16 protein-coding genes and 1 riboswitch are annotated in these 25,081 nt (G+C 61.4%); of the genes, 11 read left to right on the forward strand and 5 right to left on the reverse strand.

What is annotated here, in order from left to right; all coding sequences use genetic code 11:
- Positions 1-38 precede the first annotated feature (38 nt).
- Both ACERK3_14620 and ACERK3_14625 read right to left on the reverse strand, forming a co-directional pair.
- The gene (locus ACERK3_14620) at positions 39-1,325 is read right to left on the reverse strand and encodes a type II secretion system F family protein (GenBank protein ID MFA9479520.1); all 1,287 of its coding nucleotides are present in this window, start codon (positions 1,323-1,325) and stop codon (positions 39-41) included.
- Positions 1,326-1,447: 122 nt separating this feature from the next.
- A complete protein-coding gene (locus ACERK3_14625; protein MFA9479521.1) occupies positions 1,448-3,178 on the reverse strand; it encodes a GspE/PulE family protein in 1,731 nt (576 codons plus the stop codon).
- Between the two features lie 1,212 nt (positions 3,179-4,390).
- On the opposite strand from ACERK3_14625, the gene ACERK3_14630 reads away from it, so the two are divergent.
- The 4 genes from ACERK3_14630 to ACERK3_14645 all read left to right on the forward strand — a co-directional run bounded on the left by ACERK3_14630 (position 4,391) and on the right by ACERK3_14645 (position 9,481).
- On the forward strand, positions 4,391-6,241 hold the full coding sequence (locus ACERK3_14630; GenBank protein ID MFA9479522.1) for a TrkH family potassium uptake protein: 1,851 nt from the start codon (positions 4,391-4,393) through the stop codon (positions 6,239-6,241).
- Between the two features lie 106 nt (positions 6,242-6,347).
- The gene (locus ACERK3_14635; GenBank protein MFA9479523.1) at positions 6,348-7,013 is read left to right on the forward strand and encodes a TrkA family potassium uptake protein; all 666 of its coding nucleotides are present in this window, start codon (positions 6,348-6,350) and stop codon (positions 7,011-7,013) included.
- A gap of 170 nt (positions 7,014-7,183) precedes the next feature.
- A riboswitch (TPP riboswitch) is annotated at positions 7,184-7,280 on the forward strand.
- Between the two features lie 87 nt (positions 7,281-7,367).
- Entirely contained in the window at positions 7,368-9,242 is a 1,875-nt protein-coding gene (thiC, locus tag ACERK3_14640) for a phosphomethylpyrimidine synthase ThiC (GenBank protein ID MFA9479524.1), read from the forward strand.
- Between the two features lie 53 nt (positions 9,243-9,295).
- On the forward strand, positions 9,296-9,481 hold the full coding sequence (locus ACERK3_14645; protein MFA9479525.1) for a CPXCG motif-containing cysteine-rich protein: 186 nt from the start codon (positions 9,296-9,298) through the stop codon (positions 9,479-9,481).
- 76 nt (positions 9,482-9,557) lie between these two features.
- Here the strand turns inward: ACERK3_14645 and ACERK3_14650 are convergent, their stop codons facing one another.
- Positions 9,558-13,139 (reverse strand): glycoside hydrolase family 2 protein, encoded by a 3,582-nt coding sequence (locus ACERK3_14650; protein ID MFA9479526.1) that lies wholly within the window; start codon positions 13,137-13,139, stop codon positions 9,558-9,560.
- Between the two features lie 230 nt (positions 13,140-13,369).
- Positions 13,370-14,806: a sigma-54 dependent transcriptional regulator gene (locus ACERK3_14655; protein ID MFA9479527.1), complete on the reverse strand. Its 1,437-nt coding sequence runs from the start codon at positions 14,804-14,806 to the stop codon at positions 13,370-13,372.
- A gap of 157 nt (positions 14,807-14,963) precedes the next feature.
- On the opposite strand from ACERK3_14655, the gene ACERK3_14660 reads away from it, so the two are divergent.
- From ACERK3_14660 to ACERK3_14690, 7 genes are all read left to right on the forward strand, one after another.
- The gene (locus tag ACERK3_14660; protein ID MFA9479528.1) at positions 14,964-15,911 is read left to right on the forward strand and encodes a Gfo/Idh/MocA family protein; all 948 of its coding nucleotides are present in this window, start codon (positions 14,964-14,966) and stop codon (positions 15,909-15,911) included.
- On the forward strand, positions 15,908-17,233 hold the full coding sequence (locus ACERK3_14665; GenBank protein MFA9479529.1) for a DegT/DnrJ/EryC1/StrS family aminotransferase: 1,326 nt from the start codon (positions 15,908-15,910) through the stop codon (positions 17,231-17,233). The genes ACERK3_14660 and ACERK3_14665 overlap by 4 nt, the downstream gene beginning before the upstream one ends.
- A gap of 3 nt (positions 17,234-17,236) precedes the next feature.
- Complete coding sequence (locus ACERK3_14670; protein MFA9479530.1) at positions 17,237-18,454, forward strand: DegT/DnrJ/EryC1/StrS family aminotransferase; 1,218 nt, start codon at positions 17,237-17,239, stop codon at positions 18,452-18,454.
- 4 nt (positions 18,455-18,458) lie between these two features.
- Positions 18,459-19,382, forward strand: a complete 924-nt coding sequence (locus ACERK3_14675; protein ID MFA9479531.1) for an amidohydrolase family protein — start codon at positions 18,459-18,461, stop codon at positions 19,380-19,382.
- Between the two features lie 68 nt (positions 19,383-19,450).
- Complete coding sequence (locus ACERK3_14680) at positions 19,451-20,944, forward strand: ADP-ribosylglycohydrolase family protein (protein ID MFA9479532.1); 1,494 nt, start codon at positions 19,451-19,453, stop codon at positions 20,942-20,944.
- 365 nt (positions 20,945-21,309) lie between these two features.
- On the forward strand, positions 21,310-22,485 hold the full coding sequence (locus ACERK3_14685; GenBank protein ID MFA9479533.1) for a GntR family transcriptional regulator: 1,176 nt from the start codon (positions 21,310-21,312) through the stop codon (positions 22,483-22,485).
- A 278-nt stretch (positions 22,486-22,763) separates the two neighbouring features.
- Positions 22,764-23,591, forward strand: a complete 828-nt coding sequence (locus ACERK3_14690; GenBank protein MFA9479534.1) for a hypothetical protein — start codon at positions 22,764-22,766, stop codon at positions 23,589-23,591.
- 45 nt (positions 23,592-23,636) lie between these two features.
- Here the strand turns inward: ACERK3_14690 and ACERK3_14695 are convergent, their stop codons facing one another.
- Positions 23,637-24,980 (reverse strand): hypothetical protein, encoded by a 1,344-nt coding sequence (locus ACERK3_14695; GenBank protein ID MFA9479535.1) that lies wholly within the window; start codon positions 24,978-24,980, stop codon positions 23,637-23,639.
- Positions 24,981-25,081: the final 101 nt, after the last annotated feature.

Genomic DNA, 25,081 nt, shown 5'->3' on the forward strand with positions numbered 1-25,081 from the left:
GCGGCCGAAGCCGCACTGCCTTCGCGACGCGTGGGGGGTTACATCACGGACTGCATCAGTTCGACCAGCGGGAGGAACAGCGCGATCACGATGAAGCCGACGATGCCACCGAGCAGGACGACCATGACCGGCTCGAGGAGGGAGACGAGGCTGGCGACGGCGACGTCGACTTCTTCGTCGTAGTTGTCGGCGATTTTGGAGAGCATTTTGTCGAGGTCGCCGGTCTCTTCGCCGACGTCGATCATGTTGACCACGAGCGCGTCGCAGACCTTTGCCTGGCGGAGCGGATCGGCGAAGCTTTCACCTTGCCGAACGGAGTCGTGGACGTTGGCGAGCGCTTTGGCGTAGATGACGTTGCCGGTGGTTTCACTGGTGATGGTGATGGCGTCGAGGATGGGGACGCCGGCGTTGATGAGCGTGCCGAGGGTTCGTGTGAACTTGGCGATAGTTGCTTTGGAGACGAGTCCGCCGACGATGGGGGTGGTGAGCAGGATCCAGTCGGTGACGTATCGTCCGCCTTGGCTTTTTCGGATGAGTTTGAGTCCGAAGAAGATGAATATGGGCGATAGCAGGATCCAGACGATGCCGGGTATGAGCATGTCGGGTCGAATGCCGAACAGCGGGCCGGCGATCCACGAACTGGCGTCGATGAGCACGAGTGTCATCGTGGGCAGCGTGGTGTCGAAGTCGTCGAAAATTTCGATGAATGAGGGCACGATGAAGATCATGATGCCGAGCACGATGATGGCAGCGACGGAGAGGACGACGCTGGGGTAGATCATGGCGCTGATGATGCGTCGTCGGAGTCGCGCGGCTTTTTCGAGGAAGTCGGCGAGTCGTTGGAGGATGAGGTCGAGCACACCGCCGACTTCACCGGCGGCGATCATCTTGGTGTAGAGGCGGTCGAAGGCTTTGGGATGTTTGGCCATCGCATCCGAGAGCGTGGCGCCGCCGGAGACGTCTTCGTGCACACCTTGGAGTGTGTCTTTGAGCAGGCCGCTTTTTTCCTGCTGTTCGAGGATGGAGATGGAGCGGAGGATGGGCAGGCCGGCGTCCTGGAGTGTGGACAGCTGGCGGGTGAAGAGGGTGAGCTGCTTGTTGCTCACGCCGCCGATGTTGATGGAGATATCGCCGGCGCCCTTTTTCTTTTTCGTCGTGCCGCCGGTGCTGCCGCGTGATTTTTTGGCTTTCTGCTCGCGGACGGCGGTGGGGAAGTAGCCCTGACTGCGAATGCGAGCGATAGCCTCTTCGCTGTTCTGGGCGTTGATCGTTCCCTTTTGCGGCTTGCCGGACTCGTCGAGTGCTTCATATTGAAAGGCGGGCATGGCGGAACCTCTTTATTACATTTGGAATTTGGAATTTCGGATTTCGAATTTTGGATTTTCGGAATCGGGGTTCGGTTTCAGGCAAATTCGAAATCCGAAATCCCACATCCGAAATTCCCCAATCAATCTTCGATCACCGTTTCACGGACGACTTCGTCGATGGTGGTCAAACCGTCGTAAATAGCGAGCAGCCCGGACTGCCGCAGTGTTCGCATACCGCGTTTGCGGGCCTCGGCCTGGAGGACTTGCGTGGAGGCGTTTTGCATGATCAGCTCGCGCATTTCATCGTCGAGCACCATGATTTCAAAGATGGCCAGCCGACCCTTGTAGCCGGACTGGTTGCAGTAGTCGCAGCCTTTACCGTGGTAGAGTTCGCGACCTTGCAGGTCTTCCGGCGCGAGGTTGAGCCGCATGAGCTCTTCCTCGCCGGGGGTATAGGCTTCTTTACAGCGCTGGCAGATTTTTCGCACGAGTCGCTGGGCGACGATGCCTTCGAGCGTCGCGGTGAGCAGGAAATTTTCCAGGCCCAGGTCGAGGAGTCGGGCGATGGAACTGGGCGCGTCGTTGGTGTGAAGCGTGGTGAAAACGAGGTGGCCGGTGAGCGACGCTTCGACGGCAATCTTGGCGGTTTCCAGGTCGCGTGTTTCGCCGACGAGGATGATGTCTGGGTCCTGTCGCAGGAAGCTTCGCAGGGCGCGAGCGAAGGTGAGGCCGACTTCGGTATTGACCTGCACCTGGAGGAGACCGTCGATATCGTATTCGACGGGGTCTTCAGCGGTGAGGATTTTGACGTCGATCTGGTTCAGCTCGTTGAGCGCGGCGTAGAGGGTGGTGGTCTTGCCCGAGCCGGTGGGGCCGGTGACGATGACAATGCCGTTGGGCTTTTGGGCAAGTTGGCGGAACTGGTCGAGATCGTCGTGGCGAAGGCCGACCTTGTCGAGGTCGAGCTGGACGTTGCTGCGGTCGAGGATACGCATGACGACGGATTCGCCGAACATGGTCGGGAGCACGGCGACGCGCAGGTCGACCGGCGCGCCGTTGACGACCAGCTCGATGCGGCCGTCCTGCGGCATGCGGCGTTCGGCGATGTCGAGGTTGCTCATGACCTTGATACGACTGACGATGGGCATCGCGAGGTGTCGCGGCGGGGGGATCATTTCATAGAGCACGCCGTCGATGCGATAGCGCATCTTGAACTCGTCTTCGAACGGCTCGAAGTGGATGTCGGAGGCGTGGTCCTTGATCGCCTGCATGAGCACGAGGTTCAGCAGCCGTTTGACCTTGTTGTCTTCCGCCGCTTCGACGAGGGCGTCGAGGTCGATCGAGGCGCTGTTGGCGTCGAACTCCTCGAAGTCGTCGACTTCGCTGAGCTCGGCGACGAGTGAGCTGAGCGACTCCTCGTCTTCGCCGTAGTAGCTTTGAATGCGTTTTTCGACCTGATCGGCGGGGGCGACGACGGCCTGCACTTCGAAGCCCATCAGCAGACGCAGGTCGTCGAGAGCGCGGAAGTTGTCGGCGCTTTTGAGCGCGATGGTCAGTGTCTTGCTTTTTTCATCGTACTGAATGGGCAGGACCTGGTAAGCCTGGGCCGTCTCCGCCGGGATGATGTGGATGACCTCGTCGGTAAGGTCGAAGTCATCGAGGTCGACCACTTCCATGCCCGCCTGGGCGGCGAGCGCGAGGCTGATGTCATCCTGATTGACGTAGCCGAGCTCGACGAGCAACTGCCCGAGGGCCGGTCGTCCGCGGCCTTCCTTCTGGCGGGCCTCCTGGATGTCCAGGGCTTCTTTGACCTGGTCCCGGGTGATCTTGCCCATCTTCGTGAGAATGCGGCCGATGCGTCGGCCTTTCATCTCCGAAAGCGCGGGGCCCTTCGACTTCGTGCGTGTTTCCGCCATCGTGTGTCACTCCACGCCCCGGCCCGCCCCCGAAAAAAAACGTTACCAGGCAATACGCCAGCCTTTATAAGGGCCGGCCTCATGCCCACCGTCGGCAATGATGCCACCAAACGGCAGGCGAATCAAACCTCAGATTACGTCAGACTCATTCCCGTCAACACTTTAAAAGCCAGGCAGCCCGCCCGACCGTTTCTTCGCCCGGCTATGCATCGCGGCCTCGCGACCGCCGAGCCGCCTGTCCGTTGCCTGCCCGCACCGGTTCATCTGCACGGCTCGCAGCCATGCCCGATTCGCAACACGCCACATCAACACACTGCGTTACATCCACCGTCGGCCGATTCGTCGCTCGCTTTAACTTGCTCTCATCAGGCCGACGCTGCGAAACCCTCGCGTCGGGCTAGCCTGCTGGAGAGAAGCGGCCTGGGTTGATGCGTCCATTTCCATGTGTCGATTGCCTTGTGCTCCGTTACCGGCTTCGTTCTGGCAGTCAACGCTGATCGGTTATCCGCGAGGGAATGAAAAAAAGGATGGATGAGATCATGGTCGCGGATACCTGCATCAGGATCATCGTTCACGGCTCATGGTACCAGCCATCGACCATGTGGCAAGGGCTTCTATAGCATTGTATTGTATGTGACACATGGAATTCGGTTCTCCTTGGGCGAGGGATCGTTGCGAATCCTGAGCCGTCAGGTGGTCGACGGGGACAGCTTGGCGGCTGTTGAGCGGGGGCTGCGCGAGATTCGAGTCGTGTTTGCGGTGTGGCGGGGAGACTGCGCGCCGGCTGGGGCAGTGCGGGTAATGCCCGGTCGGGTTGAGGTCGCGCGTCAAGTTGCGTTGCAGTTCATCTTCAATGTGAGGTGAAGACGCCCACGGCGTGACGCCGTGGGCGTCGGATGGATGTTACGGGCCGAGGGTGCCCCTGGTGGTTTGTCCACCAGTGTTTCATGGATGGCCTACGACACTGGTGGACAAGCCATCAGGGGCACCGCACGCCCGACGTTCACGGGGCGTGCGTATTCGGGGCGTGCTCCGCGCGACAGCGTGCTCGCATGTCGCGGCGGCCGCATGATCGCTCGCGGCTGGCTTACGCCTTTGCCACATCTTCGCTACCATCCTCGGTTCATGACGTCGCTGCCGCCCCCGCCATCCGCGTCTTCGGATCAAATGCCCTACGGTCGGCTGCCTGAGCCGCCGAAGGTTCGGCTGCGCCCGATGGTGCATCGCGTGGGGCTTACCGCGGCGGCGGCGGCGTGCATCGTGTTCGAGCACGGCTTCTACGAGCCTCGGATTCCGCTGTGGCTGATCCATGGCATTCAGGGGTTGATGCTTGCACTGTTCGCGGGTGACATGTTCTGGCGGGCGAGGCGGCGGCGTGAGCCCGTGCCTGGTGCCAGTGCGACCTGGTTTGATGCATCGCTGCTGGTTGGCGCGGCGGTGGGGGGCGTGGGCGCGTTGGTGGGCATCGACATTGCCTGGCGGCTGGTGGAGGTGGCGGCGGGCGTGCTCTTCTTTATGGAACTGTGGCGGCTGAACGTGGCGCTGGCGCGCGTGCTGCGACGGCCGGGGCTGCTGCTGCCGATGTCGTTCTTCGTGTTGATCCTCATCGGCACGGTGCTGTTGAAGGCGCCGGTGGCTGTGCCGGCGGGTGAACGGCTGAGCTGGCCGGACGCGATCTTCACCATGACCTCGGCGGTCTGCGTCACCGGCCTGACCGTCCGCGACACGGCCACGACCTTTACGCCCTATGGCCACACGGTGATCGGCATCTTCATTCAGCTGGGGGGGCTGGGCATCATCATCTTCGGCTCGGTGCTTGCGCTGATGTTCGGCCGAACGCTGTCGCTGCGCGAAGACGTCAGCCTCAGTCAGATGCTGCACGACCAGCCGTTGCAGGACATTACGCGGTTCGTGCGGTTCATCGTGGTCGCGGCGCTGACGGTCGAGTTGCTTGCGGCGTTGATCATGATGCCGATGTGGGAGCCGCCGCCGGGCGAAACGTACACCCTCCAGCAGCGGTTCGGCATGGGCATGTTTCATGCGGTGAGCGCGTTCTGCAACGCCGGGTTTGACCTGACCGGCGACAGCATGGTGCCGTATCGGTTTGCACCGTTGGCGCACTTGGTCATCATTCCGCTGGTGATCTTCGGCAGCATCGGGTTTCCTGTGCTGGACAATCTCTGGCGGGTGGGCAAGGCGAAGGTGGTGCTGTGGCTGCGTCGGCCGCGGGTGGTGTGGCGACCGTTGACGCCGTTCGAGCGACCGGTGGCGCTGTCCGATCGGCCGCGGTTGAACCTGCACACGAAAATCGTGCTTGCCACCTCCGGGATCGTGTATGTCGTCGGCTTCGTCGTGCTCATGGCGGCCAAGCTGATTCCCTACCTGCACCCGGACCTGACCCACGGCGTCCCACACGGACCGGACAGCAGCCAACCGCTGACACTCGCTATCGTCTGGCAAAGCTTTCTGGACGCGAGTTTCCTCTCGTTCAGCTCACGCACCGCCGGGTTCAACTCGATGCCCATGGAAGAGCTGAGCATGGCAGGGCGGTTCACGACCATGGTGCTCATGCTCATCGGCGGTTCGCCGGGGGGCACGGCGGGCGGGGCGAAGAGCACGGTGGTGGCGTTGCTGGTGCTGTCGGTGTTTGCGACATTGCGCGGTCGGCGGGAGACTGAGGCGTTCGGGCGAACGATCAGCGACTCAATGGTCCGCCGGGCCGCGACGCTGGGCATCTGTTATATCGCCCTGGCGAGCGTCGTGACGGTGCTGCTGAGCATCAGCGAAGGCGACCGCCACACGTTTGAGGCGATACTCTTCGACTCGATCAGCGCGACCGCTGTCACGGGCTTGTCGCTGGGCGTGACGGACGATATCACCGAGTTCGGCAAGGGTGTGGTTATTGTGACGATGTTCCTCGGCCGTGTGGGTCCGCTCACGCTGCTGGGCGCGCTGATGCTCACGGGACGCAAACGAAGGCCCTACGGCTACGCCCACGAAGACGTGGTGCTTGGATGAAAAACAACAAGACATGACAAGGTGAGTGAGTGACAAGGTGCCGAAGGTCGGCAGACCCTTCACCTTGTCACCCCGTTACCTTGTCAGGCTTCACCGGAGACGCGACATGCGATTCACCATCATCGGGCTCGGCCGATTCGGTTCGCGATTGGCGGCACAGTTGGCCGACAAGGGGCAGGAGGTCATCGGCATTGACCGCGACCCGCGCATCATTGAAGAGATGCGCGATCGCGTGACGCTGGCGATCAGCCTCGACGCGACCGACGAGCAGGCGCTGATCATGCAGGGCATCGACAAGGTCGACGTGGCGGTGGTCGGCATCGGCACGGACTTCGAAGCGATCGCGCTGACGACGGTGGTGCTCAAGGAGATCGGCGTGCCGCATGTGGTCGCCCGGGCGGTGTCGCCGACCAGTGCGCGTATTCTCAAGAGCATCGGCGCGGACGATGTGGTGAACCCGGAAGACGAGGCAGCGGACCGCTGGTCGCACAGATTGGTCGCGCCGAAGTTCATGCGTCAGTTCGAGCTGGATCAGGGCTTCAGCCTCGTGGAGATTCCCACGCCGCGCAAGTGGGTTGGCCAGTCGTTGGCGAAGCTGAACCTGCGTGTGACGGAGGGGTTGCACGTGGTCGCGGTTCGGCGGCGCAAAGATCAGGACGATCCGCAAAGCCCGATCAGCTTTCAAATCCCCCAGCCCGGCGAGCCGTTGCGGGCGGAGGAAGTGCTCGTCGTGCTCGGCCAGGACGAAGACGTGGCGCGGTTGCCGAGGTAGGTATTTGGCGATCTGGTGATTTGGTGATTTGGTGATGTGCCCGAAGGGAACGGAGGTTAGGCCGTCATCAAGCCTCCCGTCCCGTCTTGCACTTCACCAAATCACCAGATCGCCAAATCACCAAATACCCAAATCCTCTTGCATCGCAAGGGTTGCACATCTATGCTGAACCTGTTCGCCAGGGGTGCCCGCACGTAAGTGGGCTGAGATCACACCCTGGAACCTGATCCGGCTCGCACCGGCGTAGGAAGGCGAACCCCCGCTCACGCGTGCCTCATCCTTCCTGACGTTCTCAGTGCGACATTCCGCTTGCTTGATGGTTCATCCAGTCGCAAGCTCTGGAAGGAATCGGCTATGACTCGTCCTTACACCCTCCCGCCCATCGGCAGCAATCCCGCGACGACGCCTAACGTCACCACGCCCGGCAGCTTTGCCAACCGGCCCGACATCGGTGGCCCGCTGAGCTTCAGTTCGCCTGACACGCCGGGCATGCCCGCGCCCAGCGACAAGACCGCGTGGGACTTCCTGCCCGATGGCTGGCAGACGACGACGGACGACAGCAAAGCCCAGGCATGGCCATGCCTGGGCTTTAAGGTCACCCAATTCCAGCAGGCCGACGGCTCGACGCGCCACGTGCTGCATCCCGAGCACTTCGAAGCCAGCACGCAACTCGAACACGCTCGGCTGGGCGTGGTTACGCCGCAAATGGCGCGGGTGGCCGAGCGAGAGGGGCATCTCACGGCCGAGCAGGTGCGTGACGAGGTCGCGGTCGGACGGATGGTCATCCCCGCGAACAAGACGCATTTGGGTTACAAGCTCGACCCGATGGCGATCGGGCGTGCGAGCAAGACGAAGATCAACGCGAACATGGGCGCATCGCCTGTGAGCAGCGGCACGGATGAGGAAGTTGAAAAGCTCAAGTGGGCCGAGCGTTGGGGGGCCGACACGGTGATGGACCTGTCGACGGGTGGCAATCTTGACGAGTGCCGCGCCGCGCTTTGCCGGAACTCGACGACGCCGATCGGGACCGTGCCGATCTACTCGATGATCATCGGCCGCAAGCTTGAAGACCTCGACGAGTCTGCCGTGCTCGAAACCGTCCGTCACCAGGCGGAGCAGGGGGTGGACTATTTCACCATTCACGCCGGCCTGCTGCGCGAGCACCTCAAGCTCGTGAAGAATCGACTCATCGGCCTGGTCTCGCGCGGCGGCTCAATCCTCGCCAAGTGGATGCTGATGGACCCGACGGGCCGCCGTGAAAACCTGATGAATACGGCGTGGGAAGACATCTGCGACATCATGCGCGAGCACGATGTCACGTTCAGCATCGGCGACGGCTGTCGGCCGGGCGGCCTCGCGGACGCGACCGACGAACTGCAACTCGCCGAGCTGGTCGAAATCGGCAAGCTTACCGAACGCGCCTGGCGAAAAGGCGTGCAGGTCATGGTCGAAGGCCCCGGCCACGTGCCGTTCGATCAGATCGAATACAACATGAAGCTCCAGCGCACACTCTGCCACGGTGCGCCGTTTTACGTGCTCGGCCCGCTGGTGACCGACATCTTCCCCGGCTATGACCACATCACGTCGTGCATCGGTGCGACCAGCGCTGCCTACCACGGCGCGTCGATGCTCTGCTACGTCACGCCGAAGGAACACCTCGGCCTGCCGAAGAAAGACGACGTCAAGCAAGGCTGCATCGCGTACAAGATCGCTGCTCACGCTGCGGACGTCGCGCTGGGCATCCCCAACAGCCGCAACCGCGACGACGAACTCACACAGGCCCGCGCTGCGCTGAACTGGCAGAAGCACTTCGACCTCAGCTTCGATCCGGACACGGCTCGTGCGTATCACGACGAAGACCTTGATGTCGACACCGACTTCTGCGCGATGTGCGGCCACGACTGGTGTAGCGTCCGCATTTCCAAGGAGATTCAGGACTGGGCCAGCGGCAAGGCCGACGGCTATGAGCGTGGCAAGCCGGTGAAGTCCGACGCGCTCACCGCCGAGCAGCAGGCGATTCTCAAGCAACGTGGTTACTTGAAGCCTGAGGAAATCCACAAGCTCGCGAGCAAGACGAAGAAGGTTGTCGACGCGGATGAGGACGGCAAGGCGAGTTGCCACAGCGATTACGTCGACGCCGACGAAGCGAAGAAGTTGCAGGAAGAAAAGCTGGTGCAGGTTGACGTGCGTCCCGCGCTGGGGTTGCGCAAGGAAGACTCGGTGATCTGACCGCGAAAACCCACGGATTCAATCCGTGGGCTTCGTGGATCGACCGCAAGACGATGGACGAAACTGCAGAGTACATATGCCCGCACTGTGGCGAGTCGATCCAGATCATGGTCGACCCCACGGGCGGCGATGAGCAGGACTACGTCGAAGACTGCCCGGTGTGTTGCAACCCGAATCAGTTGAGGATCATGTTTGATCGCGCCGGCTATGCGAGCGTGTCGGCACAGCCGGCGCAGTAACGTCGGCGCGGGTCGGGACTGGCGAGGCCTTCTTTGCAGCCGAACTCCAAGCTTGCCTGAAACCTGACCCCGGTCGTCATTCGTGCCGACTCATGTTTTTCCAAAGGGTTCCGAAGAAATAGCGTGCCTTTTCATGGCTTTCGCTTGAACGGTTTTGCATCGTGGCATCCCAGCGAAGCTGATCAATGAGGATGGTTCCTTGGCCGAGCTTGTGCATTGTCATCCCGATGCCAGGCGACTCGTTGCGCGGATGCGTTTCGAGTGAGCGGAGGATTTTCTGACTCAACGTCCCTTGGGCGCTGCTTGTAACGTCCCACTTTCCAAGCCAGTCAGGTTCGTACAGCAACGCTTCGCCGTTGTGGCCGTCGGGCTCGAGAACGTAGTCGGCGATGGCGGTGGTCCGGACGGAGAAATCGTTGCCATTCGTCCACCCGAAGGTCGCCCAGCAGGTGTGGTAATCGCTGATGCCGTCCAGCAACGGATGGTCGAACTGCTTTGGTTCGATTTCAAATTGCTGTAGCCACATTTGAGGCGGCCTGAGAGAGATGGGTTGCCCCAGCCAATCCGTTAACGTTGCAAGGTAGGGCGTCTGGGGTGTCAGGCGGTGAACCCAGAGCGTGCCTCCTCCGCGGACGAACTGTTCTAATGCCTGAAGTTGCCGTGCGGATGGGCTGGCGTTGCCCGTCAACAGCACGTGATGCACGCCGGGTCTAAGGGGTTGCTCATCAGCCATTCCGCCGAAGAGAACCCTTGCCTCACGCATGCGTGCTTCCCAGTCGGCAAGCTCCTCCGGCCGAGCGAGCAACATAAGCTTGCGATCGACATCGTTGTCGTCGGCTTCCCGCAACGTGTCAGCGTATGCGGCAAGATTGTTGAGCAACTGTCGGGCGACTGGCTCGGTGGCCACGGCTTCGTTCAGCTGAAGAGCGCAGGCGACCAGCGCGCCCCGGCCGTATCTGGCGATAATCAACGGGGTGTATCGTAATCCGCCGATCCCGCTGGCAATCAGGGGGATTTCGAACGCCGGGTCGAACGGTGCTGCGTAGTTGGCTCGGCTAACGTAGTGGTCCGGTTGCCAGAACTGCCACTGTTTTTCGGGGATGTTGTCTGTCAAGGGGTGGCTACGTTGCGTGAACAGCCTGGTGGCATCGCTTTCGCGAGTGGCTTGAAGGTTTACGCCCGCGGCAGAACCTGAACCTACGTTTAACGTCATCACCACACCGCCGCGGTCGATGTACCGCTCAAGCAGGGGTCCGGTTTCAGAGCCCAATGCGTTGAACACCGACTGGTCGACCAGCACGAAGCGGACTCGTTCCGCGTCAAGTTGACGCACCACATCGGGGCCATGAACAGTCAGGCCACTCCATTCGGCGATCTGCCCCAATTGGTTGGTGTCTCCGATCAGCCGAACACGATCTGCATGCCAGCCCGAGGACGCAGGTTGTTCGGGGAAAACTTCCCAGTCTTGTGTGAAGCCTGAAACGAGTTGTCCCTGTGCATCGTTCAATTCGACATGGAACTGGCAGCCGGTCGTCTGCTGGACGTCGGGCAATTGGAACGACCAGTCGACGTCGTGCCGCTCGCCGGCTGGGATCGTCAGTTTTTCACTTTGGCGGTCGATGACCCGGCCGTCTTGAGTCAGCGTTGTGACGAGGGTCACATCGTGCGGTTCAAAAGAATCATTGAGCACGACGAGCGGACGTTGTGCCGTTGTGCCGCCACGCCAATGGCGAAGTCGATCGCGTGTGAAAACGGTGACAGGCTCCATGGCGCTTCGCATGTAAGGAGCCAGATGCTCGTTGCGCGTGACATCCCATGGGTCCATGCCTGCCAGTCCCATGTCGCGAAAGCCCTGGATCTGCAACTTCATGGTTTCACCGATGCCGCGCACCAAAGGCTCAGCTTGGCCGAAGAGGTCGCGATAGGCAGCCGGGCCGGTCCAGAACGCAAAGTGATCGGGGTAAGCGATGGCGGTGGCCGGTCCGAATTCGCCTGCAAACCAAGGGCGATCGCGGTCGGGCAACTCTGCACCATATTTGAACGCGCCCGGGATCTCTTCGGGGCGGCTGATGTCCTCCATCGCCCACGCGACGGGTGGGAACTCAGTGGCCCATAGCGGGTTTTTGGTGGGGCTGACGTAATAGAAATGAATGTTGATGATGTCGATGGGGAACCCGTGCGAATCGGGCTTGTAATCGCGCAAGTCGCCGTCGCCTTCCTGCATGATCGGCCGGGTCGGGTCGACCTGCTGAAGGTGACGGAAAGACTCGTAGAACTTCTCGCCGATAGGCTGGTTCGGGGCGGTAATAATGGCTTCGTTGGCCAGACTCCAGATCACAATGCTCGGGTGATTCTTGTCCCGAGCGACCCGTTCGCTCCACGTCCGCTGAAAATGGGTCCAGAAGCTGGGCTGGTCATAGGCATAATTGCGATTGAACGTCAGTTCAGATTCGCCGATGAGCATCATGCCCATCTCGTCCGCCAGAAGGGCGAAACGTGTGGGCGGCGGCATGGTGGTTGGCCGCACCGTGTTGATGCCCACGTCGTTGAGTTGTTTGAACATCGCACGCAGCGCGTCCACGCCGGCTTCCGTGTCCAGCGTGCCGTGCGTGAAAGCGCGCATGGCAACGCCGTTGATCATGATGTTTCGGCCGTCGATCCAGACCTCACGAAACCCGAATCGTATATGCCGCTGATCGAGAATTGCCTGTGTGCTCGCGTCGACAAGTTGAACCCGGGCGACGTAGAGGTGGGGGTCGCCGGGCATCCACAACGTGGCATCGGGCCAGGCCTGCTTCAACTCGACCTGGCCCGGCCCGGCCGACAACTCGACTTGACGCTCCACGCGGAGCACTGGGTCCGTTCCGATCTGGCCGGTGGCGATTTCGTAGGGCAGCACGTCCATGCGAATGTTGACCGGCCGCGCTGCGCCTGTCTGATTCTGCAGGCGAACGTCCGCTTGGATCTGCATGTCACGAAATGAGGACGTCATCGTCACGTCCGCTACGCGCAGCAGCGGTACTTCGCGCACATGAACGCTGTGGCGAATCCCTTCGCGCCTGAAGTAGCCGTAGCCGATGATCGCGCGGTTGGCGGCGCGGGCAATGGGCAAGCTTGCTTCGGTGAAACCTTGCTCGGTTCCCACGGCATCGCCTTCTTCGGGATTCAAGAGCGTGCCGATGACGCCCAGGAGAAGCACGACGAGTTCGTTGTCACCCTCGCGAACGTGCTCGCTGACATCGAACTCAAATGGGGTGTAACCGCCCAGGTGCGAGCCCACCGGCTGGCCATTTACGAAAACGCGACAGTGGTAGCCGACGGCGCTGAAGTGCAGGATCACACGCTTGGCACCCGGCTTGGAAGCGACAGAAAACGTTGTCCGAAATGCGCCGTCTCTCCCTGGGGCTGGCACCTTTACGGGGCTGGCGTCTTCAAACGATGGCGGCTCATCCAGGCGCTGCCATGGCACATGCTCCCAAACGCCGTCCAGGCTACGTAACTGATTGTCGACGTCCAGCGTCGTAGCGTCCCAGAATTCATGGTGCCGAGCGTTAGCATCAGGCGACGCGAGGATTGACGAAGGGTCGTACATCAGTGTTACCATTGCGATCAAGACGAAAGTCGTGACATTGCCCAACGCGTATCGTTGTTCAAACATGCACGATACTCCTGGAAATTGCCCGCGGTCGCTTCGGATGGAACGCTTCGGGCCTCGCGGCCCGCCGTCGACCGTCGGCACATGTCAGCATGCGGTGGCGTAGCATCATATCGATTGCTTACGGCTTGCCCTGAGTCTGATTGCTAATCCCCCTCCACCGGAATTTCAATGGAGATGATCCCGGTTTGCAAATAGTGGCCATTGAAGCATCGTCAAGTAACGGCTTGGGGTCAATTCGAATCCTCCGTCGTCTGCCGAAGGCCGAGGTGGCGGATGCGATAGTGGAGGGTGGGGCGTTTGACGTTGAGCAGGCGGGCGGCGGCAGCGAGATTGTTGCCGGTGCGGGCGAGCGCTTTGCTGATGATACGGCTTTCCACTTGCTCCATGGCTTGGCGCAGGTCGAGTTGGCCGTCGAGCGAGACGCTTGTGTCATCCCGGGTGAGGCCGAGGTCGGCGTGACGGATCTGCGTACCGTTGCACAAAATCAGTGCCCGCTCGATCACGTTTCGCAACTCACGCACGTTGCCGGGCCAGTCGTGGCTTTCCATGGCTTCCATTGCGGCAGAGGTGAATCGTGCTTCTGGCTTGCCGTAGTCGGTTTTGATGCGATCGAGGAAATGCTGGGCGAGGATGGGGATGTCCTGCCGTCGCTGTCGCAACGGGGGAATTTTCAACTGGAACACATTGAGTCGATAGTAGAGGTCCTTGCGGAACTTGCCTTGTGTCACCATGTCGGCAAGATCGTAGTTGCTGGCCGCGAGAATCCGGCAATGCACGTCGTATTGCTGTCGGCCGCCAATGGGTCGCGCGGCGCGCTCCTCTAACACACGCAGCAGCGTTACTTGGAATGCGGCGGAAACGGTGGCGATTTCGTCTAGAAAAAGTGTGCCGTGGCCTGCCTGGCGAAGCAGGCCGGGGTGCGACGCGTCGGCACCGGTGAATGCGCCGCGCTCGTGGCCGAACAGCTCACTTCGCAGCAGCGTATCTTCCAGTGCGCCGCAGTTGATGCCCAGGAACGGTTGATCCTTCCGCCCGGATGCATCGTGGACCGCCCTCGCCACCAGTTCTTTGCCCGTGCCCGAATCGCCTGTCACCAGAACGGTGGTTGGCGTGGGAGCGACCTTCTCGATCAACTGCGTCACCCGCTGGATGGCGGCAGATTGTCCCAGGATGAGTGAACGGGCTTCGGTGCGAGCACTTTGCCGCAGCCGATGATTCTCCAGCACGAGCTGCCGCCACTTCACCGCACGCGACACAGCCATGGCCAGGCGCTGGGTGTGGCGTTCCCGCTCCTTGCTGGTAACGGGTTGCAACGGCTCGGTCACATAATCGAAAGCGCCGCGCTTGATGAGGAAGACGATCGCCTCCGACTCGGCCATGCCCGTGGAGACGATCACGGGCAACTCGGGGTCGATTGCCAGCGTCTGGGCCAGCATCTCGTGCGCCGGCAGGTCGTATGACGTCGGCGTGGGTTCGGGCGGCAGGTCGTCCTCGCCGGGCTGCGGCTGTACGGCGTAGCCGATGACGACCGCCTCGGGCAGTTCAGCGCACTGCCGTAGCCAGGCCAGCGCTTCACGGTGCTCGGGAATGTCGACGACCTCCCATCGCTGCCGCATGGCTTGAAGCGTGTCCGTCGCAAATCCGCTGGTGACCAGGACGCGTGGCATTGTCGGACAGTCTCATCGACCAGCGTGGAAATGTCAATATTCTGCCGGGTCGTCAGTTTGCTGACGGCCCGGTTGCTCATGGGTCGCTATTTCGACACTCGTGAGCGGCATTTGGCGCGGCACGCCCCTTGCTTCAGGAGCTGCCGAAAGGAATCCTATGACACAAGAGCAATCACCGCGACGGATCGGCTTCATCGGACTGGACACCTCGCATGTTGAGGCGTTCGCCCGGCTGCTGATGGACGAGACGAACGAACATCATGTGTCCGGCGGGAAAGTGGTGATCGCCATGCCCGGCGGGTCGCCGGACTTCGAGCTGAGCCATTCGCGCGTGCCCGGCTTTACTGAAAAGCTGCGTGACCAGTTCGGTGTGCAGATGGTCGACACGCCCGAAGCGGTGGCCGAGGCGTGTGACCTGCTGTTCATCGAATCGGTGGACGGGAGGGTGCACCGCGAGCAGTTCGAGCGGACGATCAAGTTTGGTAAGCCCACATTCATCGATAAGCCCTTTGCGACCACCTCGGCCGACGCCCAGGTGATGGTGGACTTGGCGGCTGAGCACGGCGTGCCGTTGATGAGCTGTTCATCGTTGCGGTATGCCGACAACTTCCAGGCAGCACTGGCGGACGGAGCCGCGGGCGAGATCGTGGGGATCGACACGGCCGGGCCGATGGCGATTCAACCGACGCAGCCGAGCTACTTCTGGTACGGCATTCATTGCTTCGAGATGATCGTCGCGGCGATGGGTGTTGGCTGTCGTCGCGTGACTGCGAACGTGATCGGCGATCACGACATGGTGACCGCCGAATGGGATGATGGCCGCGTGGCTACCTACCGCGGCCTGAGCAAGGCCCATAGCAAGTTCACCGTGGCGTTGCATCGCGAGCGTGACGTAGCGCTGATCAACGCTTCCGACCCCGGTCGGCCGTATTACGCGAGCCTGCTGGAGGCGATTCTTCATCATCTGCCGCACGGCCGCTCCGCCATCCCATCGGCGGAGATGCTGGAAGTCGTCCGCGTGATTGAGGCGGCCAACGCCAGCCGCGAGACCGAGCAGGTGGTCGAACTGGACGGCGAGTCCCTCTCCTCAGGAGCACGACAATGACCGCGCATCAGACAACACGCAAAAGTGGGCTCGCCATCCACGGCGGCACCCCGGCCGTAACTGCGGCCGAGAGCGATCGGCGTCTGTTCCACTGGCCGATCGTCACCGATGAGGATGTCCAGGCGGTGGAGGCGGTGATGCGGTCGGGGCAGATGTCCAGTACGGATCTGACCAAACAGTTCGAAGCCGAGTATGCCGCCTGGCAGGGGTCGCGCCACGCGTTGGCGACCTGCAACGGCACGGCCGGGCTGCTCGCGGCGATGTGGGCATGCGGCGTCGGGGCGGGCGATGAGATCATCTGCCCGAGTATCACTTACTGGGCCAGCGCGGCGCCGGCGCTGACGCTGGGAGCGACGGTCAACTTCGCCGAGATTGACCCGGCTACGCTGTGCATCGATCCGGACGACATCGAGCACCGCATCGGCTCGCGCACCAAGGCGATCGTCGTCGTGAACTACGCCGGCCATCCGGCCGCCTACGATCGCATCCTCCCCCTCGCGCGCAAGCACGGCGTGAAGGTCATCGAGGATAATTCCCATGCCCATGGCTCGATGTACAAGGGGCGGATGTGCGGAACGCTGGGGGATATCGCCGCTGCCAGCATGATGGGTGGTAAGAGCTTCGCCATCGGCGAAGGCGGCATGATCACCACTGACGATCCGAAGCTTTACGAGCGCTGTGTGGCCTTTGGGCATTACGAACGTACCGGCGTGCCGAGCAACTACAACCCGGTGGATCAGCAGGTCCATGACGAAGCGCTGTTGCGTTTCCAGGGCCTGCCGCTGAGTGCAGCCAAGCACCGCATGAACCAGATGTGCTCGGCGATGGGGCGTGTGCAACTCAAGCACTACCCCGCACGCATCGCCGAGATTCAAAAGGCGATCAACCGTTTCTGGTCGCTGTTGGAAGGCGTGCCGGGCCTGCGGCCGCATCGGATTGACGAGCCGAACTCGACGATGGGCGGCTGGTATTTTTCCCGTGGTCTGTATGTGCCGGAAGAGCTTGACGGCCTGCCGGTGGAGCGGTTTTGCGAGGCGGTACGGGCAGAGGGCGTCATGAGCTGCGGCCCGGGCCTGAACCGTCTGCTGCACACGCATCCCTTCTTCCATGAGGCGGATCTATTCGGCCAAGGCCAGCCCACCGCCGTGGCATTCGGCCAGCGCGACGTGCGACAGTCGGCCGATGATTTGTCCGTGAGTGCCGGCGTGGGGGAACGGGTGTTGGGCATCCCTTGGTTCAAGCACGACGAGGCCGATCGCATTGAGCAGTATGCCGCCGCGTATCGCAAGGTCGCGGAGCATGCAGGCGAACTGAAAAGGTAATCCATGTCCATTTACGACGCGAAAGACACAGTGGACGCAACGCTCGCCCTTGATGGTGGGCCGAAGGTCCGCACGACGCCACTGCCAGTTCGCAAGCTGTTCGGCCAGGCCGAGCGCGACGCCGTGGTATCGCTGATGGACCGGGCGATGAGCGAAGGTTCGCACGCGCTCGGCTACGGCGGACCAGAAGAGGAGGCTTACTGCAAGCTGTTCGCCGAGCAGCTTGGCGGCGGCTTTGCCGACGGCGTGAACTCAGGCACGAACGCGGTGTATGTCGCGTTGGCGGCGCTGGACCTTGAGCCGGGCAGCGAGGTGGTCGTGCCGCCGATCAGCGATGCGGGCGGTGCGATGCCCGTGGCGATGCTCGGCTGCGTGCCCGTGGCGGCCGACAGTGCGCCGGGGTCGTTCAACACGGATGCCCGGCAGATCGAGCAAGTTCTCACCGACCGCACGGCGGCGATCCTCGTGGCTCACATCGCCGGTCTCCCGATCGACATGGCTCCTGTGCTCGAACTGGCAAGAAAGCACAAGCTCGCGGTCGTGGAAGACTGCGCCCAGGCGCATGGCGCGAAGTACCAGGGGCAAGCCTTGGGAACGCTGGGCGACACGGCAGCGTTCTCGACGATGTTCGGCAAGCATCACGCCTCCGGCGGGCAGGGGGGCTTGGTCTTTACCCGACGTGAAGACCTGTACTGGTCCGCGCGGCGACGGGCCGACCGAGGCAAGCCCTTCGGCCTGGAAGGGCAGCATCAAAATGTCGTTGCGGCGCTGAACTGCAACATGGACGAACTGCACGCGGCGATCGGCCGGGCGAATGTGGCGAAACTGCCAGGCTTTGTGGCCCAGCGGCGGCGGATCGCTCATCGGATCGCGGAGGGCTGCCTTGGGTTGGCGGGCGTGTCCATTCAGACCGAACGAGCGGGTGACGAGGCAAGCTACTGGTTCCTGCTGCTGAAGCTGGACTTGGCGCGGCTCTCGGTCGACACCGCCGGCTTTGCCGAGGCGGTCACGGCGGAAGGCGTCGGCTGCGCTGCAGGTTATCCTTTCTTTCCGGCGCGGATGCCATGGGCCAGTGAACGCTGGCCCATGCCGGAACTGCCTAACGCCCGGGCCGCGGAAGCGAGCCATTGTCGCATCATGATCCACGAAGGTTGGACGGACGCCGAGGCCGACGATACGTTCGCGGCGATCCACAAGGTTGCATCGGCCTACGGAAAGTAACTGAATGATCATTGATACCCACCAGCATGTGTTCTGGCACGGCCGCGATGACGCGGGACTCATTGCCGACCTCGACGAGCATTCCATCGATCTGGCGTGGCTGCTTACGTGGGAGATTGCTTCGACGGAAGACTCGCCGGCCTATCACCATGTGCTCAATCCCGAGCACCTGCGGCCGGACGGCACGCACGCGGGCATCGTGCTCGCCGACCTGATCAAGGCACGTGACCGCTACCCGGATCGCTTCGTCCTCGGCTACTGCCCGCACCCGTGTCTCGGCGACGCGCCAGCGCTGTTGGAAGCAGCCCATCGCATGCACGGCGCGCGCGTGTGCGGCGAGTGGAAGTTTCGCATGCTCTTTGACGATCCACGTTGCCTGAATCTCTACCGCAAAGCCGGCGAGCTTGGCATGCCCGTGGTGCTTCACCTGGATGTGCCCTATCTGAATGACAAGGCGACCGGCCGACCGGTCTACCAGCCCAACTGGTATGGCGGCACGGTGGCCAACCTTGAGCGGGCGCTGCAGGCGTGCCCGGAAACAACTTTCATTGGCCATGCACCGGGTTTCTGGCGCGAGATCAGCGGCGACGCCGATCAAGCCGCCTCTCACTATCCGGAAGGGCCGCTTGCCCCCGGCAACCGGATTGAACACCTTCTGGAGCGTTACCCCAACCTGTACGCCGATCTCTCCGCCGGCTCGGCGCTGCGGGCACTGAAGCGCGATGTCGCGTTCAGCCGTAACCTGCTCGAGCGGTTCCAGAATCGCTTTCTGTTTGCACGCGATTACTACGGCGGTGAGTTGATGGCATTTCTCCGGCAAATGGACCTCAGCGACTCGGCATGGTCGGCGATCGTCCATGGCAATGCACAACGTCTGGTACCGCTGGATGCAGAGACTGTGCCGGCATCGACAATGACGCTTTCCTGATCGCCGACCAACGAAAGCCAAGCAAAAGCATGGCAAAGTGGCGAGTCGACTTTCATATGAAAAACCACATGATGAACGATGAACAACTACGTCGACGGATGATGGGCTGTTGGCTGGGTAAGGCGGTCGGCGGCACGCTGGGTATGCCGTACGAAGGTGTTCGGCAGCCGCTGAACCTGAGCTACTACGATCCCGTGCCGACTGAAATGCTGCCTAATGACGACCTCGACGCGCAGGTGGTCTACGCCTTTCTGCTGGACCAGATGAGCGAGCCGCGCGTGGATCGGCATGTACTTAGCCGGGCGTGGCAGCACATCGGCATGTCGCCGGATGAGTACGGCATCTGTAAACGCAATCTCAAACTGGGGCTGGTACCGCCGGCCACGGGCAGCTACGACAATCCGTTCACTCGCGGCATGGGCGCGGCGATCCGCACGGAGTTGTGGGCCTGCTTCGCTCCGGGGCAGCCGGAGTTGGCTGCGGCCTATGCCTGGGAGGACGCCTGTATGGATCATGCGGGGGAGGGGATTCACGCAGCTGTCTTCCTGGCGGTGCTGGAGAGCCTCGCCTTCGTGGAGCAGGATCGCGAGGTCCTGCTGAACCGCGCCCTGGCGTTCCTCCCCCGCGACAGTGAGGTTCGCGAAGCCATCGAGAACACCCGTGCCTGGTGGCGTGAGACATCCGACTGGAGCGCGGTGCAGAAACGCCTGGCCGAGCGGTACCTCAACGACAACTTCACCGACGTCGTGATCAACCTTGGCTACATCGTTCTGGGTTGGCTGGCGGGTGAGGGCGATTTCGGCAAGTCAATCTGTGCCGCCGTCAACGCGGGGCAAGACACTGACTGCACGGGCGCGACGCTCGGCGCGCTACTGGGCATCCTCGATCCGACGAGCATCGAGGCGAAATGGCTGGAGCCCATCGGCAATGAGCTGGTTCTCAGCGAGTCGGTGACCGGGGTGGATCATCCTGACACACTCGAAGAGTTCACCGATCTGGTGCTTGACCTGCGTCGCCGGTTGGCGAATCGCGCACCGGCGGTGGACGAGCCGCCGCAGGCGACCAGCCACTTGGCGATTGCAGCGGAAATGAGTTTTGTCGACGCGGCGGCGCTGCCCACGCTGAGCTCGCAGCCTTCGATGCCCGCCGATGCAGAACCCGTGCTGCTGCCGGGCCATGACATACACTGGCCACGGGAACAGTGCCGCGGTGAGCAGGTGTGGGTGCGTTACAGGGTGCACCTGTCCGAGTCGGGGCCGGTGAAGTTGCTGTTTAACACGCCCGAGCCGATGCGCGTGTGGTTCGACGGCCGAGGTGTACTCGCACGCGACGGCGGGGCGTTCGTACCGGCAATGCACCGCGCGCCGGCCGATCAGGTCGTCATACTGGAAACGGAGGCGGGACCGCACGAGATCGTGGCTGTGATGCGACGGCCTTCGGCCCCACAGGCGCTGAGGTGGTGCGTGGGGCTCGCCCACGTCAAGCCCGAACCGTTGCGCGACGACTGGCTTGTCGATGCCTTCGTCCGACCACAGCATCACGCGATCGCCTCCCAGGGGTGAGCGAGGTGTAAAGGGGGGCGATTACTTTTACCTATCCGAGTGGGCCCGGCCGGTGGTTGATGACACCAGATCCCCCCGCAGGTATTTGGGTACCACCCTTACACATCGAGTAATTGATTGACGGCGGGAAGCGTTGAGATACGATCATACAGCCACTACAGTTGGCTACGGTTGGATGTGATACCGGGATGCCGAGGAGGGCTGTCGAAGCAGCGAGATTGCTGAAGCCGTGTACCAAGGTCTGTTTTCGTTTGAAAAGCTGGCTTCAGGTCTTCGCGAGGTGCGGGTTTGAGTTTGGTACGGCGGGGGGGCAGTGCGCGGCGTAAACTGTACTACTCGTCTTTTTAATCGGATGGAGTAGTGTGATGGCGCAGATCGTCCAAGGAAACAAAGTACCACTCTACCGCCAGGTGGCCAGTCGTATCATGCAGCGGATTCGCACCGGCGACTACAAGCCGGGCGATGCGCTGCCGTCCATCCGCAGCATTTCCAGTGAGTTCAAAGTCAGTATCAACGTCGTGCAGCGAGCTCTTCGCGAGTTGGAGAGCAAAGGCATGGTGGTCACACAGCATGGCAAGCAGGTGCTCGTGGCGGACACGGCCAGGGGAAAGCGAGCCGCGATCGTGTTCGGCATGATTCACCCCTACTCCGGCGGCTTGGCGTTCGGACGGGACGTGCTCTATTTTGCGGGGCAGACCTTCAGCGATCGCAGCAACCTGCTGTTTACCGTCTCATCCGAAGGCAATGCGGCCCGCGAGCGCGAGCTGGCCGAGCACCTGGTCGCCAATGGCGTTCGGGGTTTGATTGTCTGGCCCGTGGAGAGCGATCACAACGCCGAGTTTTTCGAGACCCTGGCCCGCCGCGTGCCGACGGTGCTGGTCGACCGGATCATTCCCGGCTGTTCGCTGCCTGCGGTGATTCATGACACGCATGCCGCCGGGCGGGATATCTGCGAGCAGTTCCTCGTTCGTATGAAGCGCCGGCGGTTGCTGGTACTGGCGGACGACCTGGACATCTCGCCGTACCAGAGCCTGTTGCAGGGAATGAGGGAACGGGTGCAGGAACTGGACCGTTTTGCCGACCTGACCATCGTGCAACTGCCTTTGTCGGAGACGGTTGGCCAGTTCAATCGGGCTGATTTCTCCGCGGTGAAGCGGTTCGAAAGCTACATCGAGCGGCTGATCCGCGAAGACGATTATGACAGCGTCTTCTGCTATCAGGACGATTTTCTGGATTACGTGGTCATCGAAACCGGCCTGATCGATCGCCTGCCCGGCGTCAAGTTCGGCTGCACCCGCAGCGCGGGTGTCAACACCCGCTCGCGAAGGTTCGTCGAGGCCGATCCGATCGGATGGTCGATCGACCACATGAAGGCCATTTCTCTCGCGGCCGACCGCCTGCAGGAATGGGTCCTTTCCAAGCGGCCGTTCGATAAGGTGATCCAACTCGAGTTCATTCGGCACGATTCCGCAGGAGGTTATGGGTTGTCTAAAGGTGTGTTGGGGGAGGGCAACGGGTCGCTTTCGCGAGACAGATTTTGAATGATAGCGATCGGTTGCCGCTTACCGGGACAGGGCGAGGGGAGGCGATAGCCCCTGCCAATCCCGGTGATTTGATGTGGCCCTTCTTGCTTCGGTCCTGCTTCGGGGTCGACGCCGCGATCCACCCGAGCGAATCGACTGACTTTCCGATGTCCCCCTGTAGGCGATCGACGTTCCGCGACTACTATGCTGACCGGTGATGAATCCCCCTGTCGTAGACGCTACCTTCACGACGTGTTGGTTATGGTGCTTCGGCAATTGAGCAATGGTGATGCAGTATGAGCAGTGGCGCAAAGCGATTAACCCTCAAGGCGGAGTACTACCAGCAGTTCGATATGGACTTTGCGTGCAACGTCCCTGCCGAGGGGGCTGGCGGCTGGGCGCAGCGGGATGTGACGCTTTCGGTTGACCACACCGCAGTCGTCGTGATGCACGCTTGGGATACTGGCACACGCGAGCAGTTTCCCGGCTGGCACAGGGTGGTGGAATACATCCCGCGCGCGGACCGGATCGTGCGTGAGGTTTTCCCGCCGCTGCTTGAGGCGGTGCGCCGCTCGCCGTTGCGGTTGTTCCATGTCGTCGGCGGTTCTAGCGACTACTACACGGATCTGCCGGGCTATCGCCGTACTTGCGAACTCGACGTACCCCCACCCAACAGGCCCGCGGGCGTGGCCCCGGACGAGACGTGGGACGCGATCCAGCAGTTCCGGCAGAAGTGCGTCCTGCCCGGGCTTCATAACGTGGCGGATATCGACAGCGGCTTTCGGAGCGTCGGCTTTCCTCCTGAGGCCAGGCCCCTCGATGGTGAGTACATCGCTTCAACGAGCGAACAACTGCTGGCGGTGTGCCGGGCGACTGGGGTGAATCACCTGGTCTACATCGGCTTTGCCATCAACGGCTGCCTTGTATTCTCGCCCGCAGGCATGCTCGACATGAGCCGCTACGGGTTGATCTGCTCGACGCTGCGACAAGCGGTCACGGCGATTGAAAACAAGGAAACGGCTCGGCATGAGTTGGCCAAGCAGATCGCGCTGTGGCAGGTTTCCATTATGTTCGGCCTGGTGTTCGACGTCGATCGTTTCACCACAGCGCTGCGGAATGCATGAGACTCGCGACCGCGAGTGAAGGGTTCTGAAAGTTTCGTGTGACGCTTACGGCGCACTCTCCCAACTGAAGATGCGAATTCCGCTCGGGGGCATGATCTGATGAAAGTATGTTTCTTCAATGGGCTCCCACTGTCCGCATTCAGTCATGATCTGGACTTGACGCGAGCCATCAAAATGGACCTGTAGAACCATCGCGTGAGCGTAGTCTTTATTCACGACCACCTGAAAACGCCTGCCATTCTTCTCAAGGTTGGAAATAACGGCCCCCTGACTGCCTTGGGTAACGACTTCCGTAAAGGGCGCGGCCGGGACATAGGGTCTCGTGCCGGGTGGAAGTGGCCCTTCTTCCTGCACCCACGGCTGGGGATTGTCGACCGATCCGGGGCGCCATTGAGCCTTGGAGCCTGTGTGACTGACTTCAAGGACAGTAGCGTTCTTGAAGACAGGCGCCATTGTCTGTACTTCGGCATTCATGGTTTTTACATGCTCAAAGAGTTCGCCCCGTGTCCCATCAACATTAATCGGGCTGTACCAATGGTCGCGATTCGGCGCCCAGTAGGGGAAATATTGCAACCCCTGAGCGCCATAGGCAAGATTGACATGCATTTGAAGGCGCAAGTGGTCGAGTGTTGCCGGCGTGTAGCTGTAATGAGTCGACGTGAGCGCAAATGCCCAGAACGGAATACCCCGTTTGCGGGCGGCAGCGGAAATCGTCTCCAGGTTCTGGTACCAATACTCACTCACGCGATAATTGGCAATCGGATAATGATCGAACGACAACATCCTCAGATCGGGAACTTCTTCGATGAGGCGGTTTACATGTTCTTCGTAACTTGATGTCCCCAGTTGCTCGGGGCTGGCAAAATTAGGAAAAAGGTTGATGTAGGCGGGATGTTCGGGTTCAACGGATTGAAGCCGACTGACGATATCCCCAAGCGAAACATTGTGGATGGGCTTTGCCACAAAATGCGTTTTGCTCCATCCCTCGGGACCCCATGTCGGCTCATCGATCACAAAGTAACCTGCCAAGCCGGGGTTCCCTCTGAAATATTCAGCGACTCTTTCAGGCTCCGTTAACGTTTCATCAACATTGACGAATAGCTTGAGCCCCGCCTCGTGGGCCATGCGCAGCATCTTGTCGGTGCTTTCCATGTCGTAGATTCGCTCGGCGGGAATGCCTGCGGTAAACCCACATTCCACCATCTCACGGAAACGCTCGACGGACATCTGATCAATCGGCGGGGTGCAGTAGGCAATGATATCCAACTGCTCGGGCGTGGCAGAGGAGGCGTCTGGTCCCGCGTTTCCCTGAGCAGGTGACATATTCAACGCGAAAAGTGATAGCGTGAAGACCATCGTCGAAACAAGTAGATGAGTTGATGAATTCATAATGAGGTACACACCTTTAAAGTTGAGGAGTTGCTTACTGTACCGCCGACAGTGCGAACTGCTGGGCTCAGTCAGCTACACTCGGAGCCGAATCGAATAAC

The organism is Phycisphaerales bacterium AB-hyl4, from assembly GCA_041821185.1.
Lineage (GTDB): Bacteria > Planctomycetota > Phycisphaerae > Phycisphaerales > Phycisphaeraceae > Natronomicrosphaera > Natronomicrosphaera hydrolytica.

Bases quoted from the DNA above. Each gene is read 5' to 3' on its own strand.
- ACERK3_14625 (MFA9479521.1), bottom strand. From the start codon at position 3,178: ATGAAAGGCCGACGCATCGGCCGCATTCTCACGAAGATGGGCAAGATC.
- ACERK3_14675 (MFA9479531.1), top strand. From the start codon at position 18,459: ATGATCATTGATACCCACCAGCATGTGTTCTGGCACGGCCGCGATGAC.
- thiC (MFA9479524.1), top strand. From the start codon at position 7,368: ATGACTCGTCCTTACACCCTCCCGCCCATCGGCAGCAATCCCGCGACG.
- ACERK3_14620 (MFA9479520.1), bottom strand. From the start codon at position 1,325: ATGCCCGCCTTTCAATATGAAGCACTCGACGAGTCCGGCAAGCCGCAA.
- ACERK3_14665 (MFA9479529.1), top strand. From the start codon at position 15,908: ATGACCGCGCATCAGACAACACGCAAAAGTGGGCTCGCCATCCACGGC.
- ACERK3_14645 (MFA9479525.1), top strand. From the start codon at position 9,296: ATGGACGAAACTGCAGAGTACATATGCCCGCACTGTGGCGAGTCGATC.
- ACERK3_14695 (MFA9479535.1), bottom strand. From the start codon at position 24,980: ATGAATTCATCAACTCATCTACTTGTTTCGACGATGGTCTTCACGCTA.
- ACERK3_14670 (MFA9479530.1), top strand. From the start codon at position 17,237: ATGTCCATTTACGACGCGAAAGACACAGTGGACGCAACGCTCGCCCTT.
- ACERK3_14685 (MFA9479533.1), top strand. From the start codon at position 21,310: ATGGCGCAGATCGTCCAAGGAAACAAAGTACCACTCTACCGCCAGGTG.
- ACERK3_14680 (MFA9479532.1), top strand. From the start codon at position 19,451: ATGATGAACGATGAACAACTACGTCGACGGATGATGGGCTGTTGGCTG.
- ACERK3_14635 (MFA9479523.1), top strand. From the start codon at position 6,348: ATGCGATTCACCATCATCGGGCTCGGCCGATTCGGTTCGCGATTGGCG.
- ACERK3_14660 (MFA9479528.1), top strand. From the start codon at position 14,964: ATGACACAAGAGCAATCACCGCGACGGATCGGCTTCATCGGACTGGAC.
- ACERK3_14650 (MFA9479526.1), bottom strand. From the start codon at position 13,139: ATGTTTGAACAACGATACGCGTTGGGCAATGTCACGACTTTCGTCTTG.
- ACERK3_14655 (MFA9479527.1), bottom strand. From the start codon at position 14,806: ATGCCACGCGTCCTGGTCACCAGCGGATTTGCGACGGACACGCTTCAA.
- ACERK3_14690 (MFA9479534.1), top strand. From the start codon at position 22,764: ATGAGCAGTGGCGCAAAGCGATTAACCCTCAAGGCGGAGTACTACCAG.
- ACERK3_14630 (MFA9479522.1), top strand. From the start codon at position 4,391: ATGCCCTACGGTCGGCTGCCTGAGCCGCCGAAGGTTCGGCTGCGCCCG.